This is a genomic window from Nonomuraea sp. 10N515B (genome assembly GCF_052245915.1).
Taxonomy (GTDB): domain Bacteria; phylum Actinomycetota; class Actinomycetes; order Streptosporangiales; family Streptosporangiaceae; genus Nonomuraea.
Genome location: NZ_JBQQBQ010000153.1, coordinates 1 through 4,552, shown reverse-complemented (window position 1 = coordinate 4,552; position 4,552 = coordinate 1). Strand labels below are relative to the sequence as shown.

Annotated in this window: 4 protein-coding genes; 3 read left to right on the top strand and 1 reads right to left on the bottom strand. The window is 68.2% G+C overall.

Features of this window, described 5'->3' with window-relative positions; translation table 11 throughout:
- Nucleotides 1-947, bottom strand: a 947-nt coding sequence (locus ACTWQA_RS58550) for a LacI family DNA-binding transcriptional regulator (RefSeq protein ID WP_443167419.1), incomplete at its 3' end; no start/stop codon positions are given.
- Between the two features lie 319 nt (nucleotides 948-1,266).
- Between ACTWQA_RS58550 and ACTWQA_RS58545 the strand changes: the two genes are divergently transcribed.
- Genes ACTWQA_RS58545 through ACTWQA_RS58535 form a run of 3 tightly spaced genes read left to right on the top strand, consistent with a single transcriptional unit; the run spans nucleotide 1,267 to nucleotide 4,504 of the window.
- On the top strand, nucleotides 1,267-2,187 hold the full coding sequence (locus ACTWQA_RS58545; protein WP_305915284.1) for a carbohydrate ABC transporter permease: 921 nt from the start codon (nucleotides 1,267-1,269) through the stop codon (nucleotides 2,185-2,187).
- Nucleotides 2,184-3,107, top strand: a complete 924-nt coding sequence (locus ACTWQA_RS58540) for a carbohydrate ABC transporter permease (protein WP_443167418.1) — start codon at nucleotides 2,184-2,186, stop codon at nucleotides 3,105-3,107. Before ACTWQA_RS58545 ends, ACTWQA_RS58540 begins: the two co-directional genes overlap by 4 nt.
- Before the next feature lie 23 nt (nucleotides 3,108-3,130).
- Entirely contained in the window at nucleotides 3,131-4,504 is a 1,374-nt protein-coding gene (locus tag ACTWQA_RS58535; protein WP_443167417.1) for an ABC transporter substrate-binding protein, read from the top strand.
- Nucleotides 4,505-4,552: the final 48 nt, after the last annotated feature.

The window sequence follows — 4,552 nt, the reverse complement described above, 5'->3', positions numbered from 1 at the left end:
ATCATCAGCGACACGATCCGATCCGCCACCACGTCGAAGTCTTGGCGGACGGTGGTGAGCGGCGGGGACAGGTAAGCCGACTCATCGAGGTCGTCGAACCCGGCGATGCTGACGTCCTCGGGGACGCGCCGGCCCGCCTGGATCATCGCGCGCATCACGCCGAGCGCCATCTGGTCGTTGGCGGCGAAGACGGCCGTGACGCCGGGCCGCCGGGCCAGGACGCGGCCGGCCGAGTAGCCGCTGCCCGCGCTCCAGTCCCCGTACAGCAGCTGCGGGACCGCGGCGCCCGCCTCCTTGAGCGTCGCGTGCCACGACTCGGCCCGCCGCCGCGCGGCGTAGGAGTCCTCGGGCCCGGCGACATGCCAGACCGTCTCGTGGCCGAGGTCGAGCAGGTGACGGGTGATGAGCCGGGCGCCGAGCGCCTGGTCGGTGTCGACCATGGGATGGCGGTGGCTGACGTCGCCGTCGGCCATCACGACCGGCACGCCCGGCGGCAGGCGCAGCGCCGGTGTGTCGAGGATCTGCGCCTCGATGAGCACGATGCCGTCGACCGCCTGCATCGTGAGCTGGTCGAACGCCTCGTGCACGGCCTGCTCGGTCTGCGACTCGATGGCGATCATGTTCACCGTGTAGCCGGCGCGCTGCGCCGCGCGCGTGATGGCGTCGACCGTGCGGGCGTTGCCGAAGCTGCCGAGCCCGAAGCTGATCAGCCCCAGGGTGCGGAACTGGCCGGTGACCAGGGCACGCGCGGCCGTGTTGGGCCGGTAGCCGAGCACCCGCATGGCGGACAGGACCCGCTGGCGGGTCTCGTCCTCCACGTTGGTGCGGTTGTTGGCCACCCGGGAGACCGTCTGGCTGGAGACCCCGGCCATCGCGGCGACATCGGCCATGGACGGCCGCCTGCGCGTGCGTCGTCCTGCCGCCGTTTCCTGGGTGGCGCCGTCCACTCACACCTCCGTACGAAGTCTCGCATGATGTTTACGCAAACATGGCCGGTCCGTCAACGACGGCTTCAGCCGGCAACAAATGTAGCGAAAATAGGCAGTTGTGTTAACTGACGGTTACCTATTGACATGATTCCGGCGGCAAGTCCAGACTACGGATCATCTTCATCATGTTTGCGCAAACACACGATCATCGCGACTGCCACTGGAGGCAGGACACGGTGGCGCAGGTAGCGCTGCGGTTGCCAGGCCGTAGACGCCCCGACAAGGAGAGTTCAGTGCCAGTCCCCATGGCAACGCGAACATCACACTGGAGCACGGAATGACCGCGCCGGCCACCGGGCTCCGGCAGGCCGGCCTCGCCCGGCCGTTCGTGCGCCTGCGCGTCGCCGGCTACGCCTTCTTCCTGCCGTTCTTCGTGGTCTTCCTGATCACGGTGGTCGCGCCGCTGCTGTACGCGATCTACCTGAGCTTCTTCCAGGACCGCCTGATCGGTGGCACGGTCTTCGCCGGCCTGGCCAACTACACCCGCGCCGTCGGCGACGCGTTGTTCGGCGCCGGCCTGCTCCGCGTGGCGCTCTTCCTGGTCGTGCAGGTGCCGATCATGCTGCTCATCGCCCTGGGATGCGCGCTCGCGATCGACAGCGGCCGGCTGCGCTGGCCGTCCCTGTTCCGCATCACGATCTTCATGCCGTACGCGGTGCCGGCCGTCGTGGCGGCCCTCATGTGGGGCTACATGTACGGCGACGAGTTCGGCCTGGTGGGCCAGATCGGCGACGTCTTCGGCGTCACACTCCCCGACCTGATGTCGCGCTCCTGGATGCTGGGCTCCATCGGCAACATGGTGACCTGGGAGTACGTCGGCTACAACATGATCATCCTGTACGCCGCGCTGCGGGCCATCCCGGATGAGCTCTACGAGGCCGCCGAAATGGACGGTGCGGGGGCCATCCGCATCGCCTGGAGCATCAAACTGCCCGCCCTGCGGCCCGCATTGCTCGTGGCCACCGTCTTCTCGATCATCGGCAGCTTCCAGCTCTTCAACGAGCCGAACATCCTCCAGAAGCTCGCGCCCTCGGTGATCACAACGAGCTACACGCCCAACATGTACGCCTACAACCTGGCGTTCAACGGCCAGCAGATCAACTACTCGGCCGCCGTCGCCGTCGTGCTGGGCCTGGTCACCGTCGTGGTGGCGTACGTGGTGCAGCTCATCACGGCGAGAAGGGAGCAGACGCTGTGACGGCCGTCGCCGGCGCGCCCGCCGCCACCACCGCCCAGCGGGGCGCGCACCGATCCACCAAGGCCACGCGCCGGGGCAAGAGCCCCACCCTCACCCTGATCATGCTGGTCATGTTCGGGTACGCGGTCCTGCCGCTGTTCTGGCTGCTGGCCAACTCCAGCAAGACCAGCGCAGACCTGTTCTCGACCTTCGGGCTCTGGTTCGGCGGGGACTTCCACCTGTTCGCCAACATCGCCGAAACCCTGAGCTACAACAACGGCATCTTCCTGCGCTGGTTCGGCAACACCGTGCTCTACTCCGTGGTGGGCGCGGGCGGGGCGGCCCTGCTGGCCACCATCGGCGGATACGCCCTGGCGAAGTATGACTTCCCCGGCCGCAAGCTGCTGTTCGCGGTGGTGCTCGGCGCGATCTCCATCCCGGGCACGGCCCTCGCGGTGCCGACGTACTTGCTGTTCAGCCAGATCGGCCTCGTCGACACCCCATGGGCGGTGCTCATCCCGTCGCTCTGCAGCCCGTTCGGCCTCTACCTGATGCGCGTCTACGCGGCCGACGCGGTCCCCGACTCGATCCTGGAGTCGGCCCGCATCGACGGGGCGGGCGAGTTCAGGATCTTCCGCACCATCGCGCTGCGGCTGCTCGCCCCCGGATTCGTCACGGTCCTGCTCTTCTCACTGGTCGCGACGTGGAACAACTACTTCCTGCCGCTGATCGTGCTGAACACGCCGGACTGGTTCCCCCTCACCGTCGGGCTCAACCAGTGGAACGCCCAGGCCAACAGCGGCACCTCCGGCGCCGTCGACGCCACCTACAGCCTCATCCTGACCGGCAGCCTGCTGTCCATCGTGCCGCTGATCATCGCCTTCCTGGTGCTGCAGCGGTTCTGGCAGTCGGGTCTGGCCACCGGCAGCGTCAAGCAATAACCCCCGTGAATAAGGAAACGCCCATGAGAACTCTTCCATCGCGGCGCGGTGTGATGACCGCCGGGGTCGCCACCGCTCTGTCACTGGCACTTGCCGCGTGCGGCGGCGGCAGCGGCGGGGGCGCCACCACCGCCCCGGCCGCCGCTCCGAGCGCGTCGGCCGCCGTCCAGGACGCGCTGAGCAAGCCGGCCGAGCTGACCTTCTGGACGTGGGTCACGGGGATCGAGAAGACCGTCGCCCGCTTCCAGGCGAAATATCCGAACATCAAGGTCAACGTGGTGAACGCCGGGCAGTCCGCTGACCAGTACACCAAGCTGCAGACCGCGATCAAGGCCGGCTCCGGCGCGCCCGACGTGGCGCAGATCGAGTATTTCGCGCTGCCCCAGTTCGCGCTCTCCAAGCAGGTCGTCAACCTCGCCGAGCACGGCTCCGACGCGCTCAAGGACAAGTTCGCGCCCGCGGCGTGGGGCCAGGTGGCGATCAACGGCGGCGTCTACGGCATCCCGCAGGACACCGGCCCGATGGCGATGTTCTACCGCACCGACATCTTCGAGAAGCTGAAGATCGAGCCGCCGAAGACGTGGGCGGAGTTCATCGAGGCGGCCAAGAAGATCAAGGCCGACAACCCGGACAACTTCATCACCTCCATCGACCCCGGCGACGCCGGCGGCGTGGACAGCCTGATCTGGCAGGCGGGCGGCACGCCGTTCAAGACCTCGGGCGAGAACCAGGTCAGCGTCACGCTCGCCACCGACCCCGGCGTCAAGCAGTTCGTCGGCACCTTCGGCACCCTGCTCGGCGAGAAGCTGGTCGACCCGCAGCCCGGCTGGACCGACGAGTGGTGGAAGGGCATGGGCTCCGGCAAGTACGCGGTCTGGATGACCGGCGCGTGGGCCCCGAACGGCATCATCAACTCCATCCCGCAGACGAAGGGCAAGTGGGCGGTCGCCCCGATGCCGCAGCACGACGCGGCCAAGCCGATCAACGCCGAGAACGGCGGCTCGTCGGTGGCGGTCATCCCGCAGAGCAAGAACATCCCGGCCGCCGTGGCCTTCGCGCAGTGGCTCAACTCCGACCCGGAGGCGGTCAAGTCGCTGAACGAGGAGGCGGGGCTGTTCCCCGCGACCAAGACGCTGCTCGACGACCCGGCCTTCCGTGACGCGCCGCAGGAGTTCTTCGGCGGGCAGAAGATCAACCAGGTCCTCGGCGACGCCTCGGCCGCTGTGAAGGCCGACTGGCAGTACCTCCCGTTCCAGGTGTACGCCAACAGCATCTTCAAGGACACCGTGGGCCAGGCCCTCGACGGCAGCGGCGACCTGTCCACCGCGCTGAAGACGTGGCAGGACCGCATCACCGCCTTCGGCACCGAGCAGGGCTTCACGCTCTCGAGCGGCTGACCTGACTGGACGAGCGGCGGCCCGGCGGGAGGTGCCCCCCGCCGGGCC

What these genes read in the sequence shown, in the direction of transcription:
- ACTWQA_RS58545 (WP_305915284.1), top strand. Translation starts at nt 1,267, where the DNA reads ATGACCGCGCCGGCCACCGGGCTCCGGCAGGCCGGCCTCGCCCGGCCG.
- ACTWQA_RS58535 (WP_443167417.1), top strand. Translation starts at nt 3,131, where the DNA reads ATGAGAACTCTTCCATCGCGGCGCGGTGTGATGACCGCCGGGGTCGCC.